This is a genomic window from Brenneria tiliae, assembly GCF_023347575.1.
Taxonomy (GTDB): Bacteria; Pseudomonadota; Gammaproteobacteria; order Enterobacterales; family Enterobacteriaceae; genus Brenneria; species Brenneria corticis.
This window is the reverse complement of the sequence record NZ_JAKPCB010000017.1, coordinates 1-243: the sequence shown is the minus strand read 5'-3', so window position 1 is coordinate 243 and position 243 is coordinate 1. Positions and strand designations below refer to the sequence as shown.

The 243-nt window shown below is 52.3% G+C and carries 1 rRNA gene; it reads right to left on the bottom strand.

From position 1 onward, the window contains the following. A 23S ribosomal RNA gene (locus MFP24_RS24430) occupies positions 1-243 on the bottom strand; the annotation flags it as partial.

The window sequence follows — 243 nt, the reverse complement described above, 5'->3', positions numbered from 1 at the left end:
CAGCGTGCCTTCTCCCGAAGTTACGGCACCATTTTGCCTAGTTCCTTCACCCGAGTTCTCTCAAGCGCCTGAGTATTCTCTACCTGACCACCTGTGTCGGTTTGGGGTACGATTGGCTGTTACCTGGTGCTTAGAGGCTTTTCCTGGAAGCGTAGCATCGGTTACTTCATCACCGTAGTGACTCGTCATCACGCCTCAGTGTTAACGGTGTTCCGGATTTTCCAAAAACACCCACCTTCACGC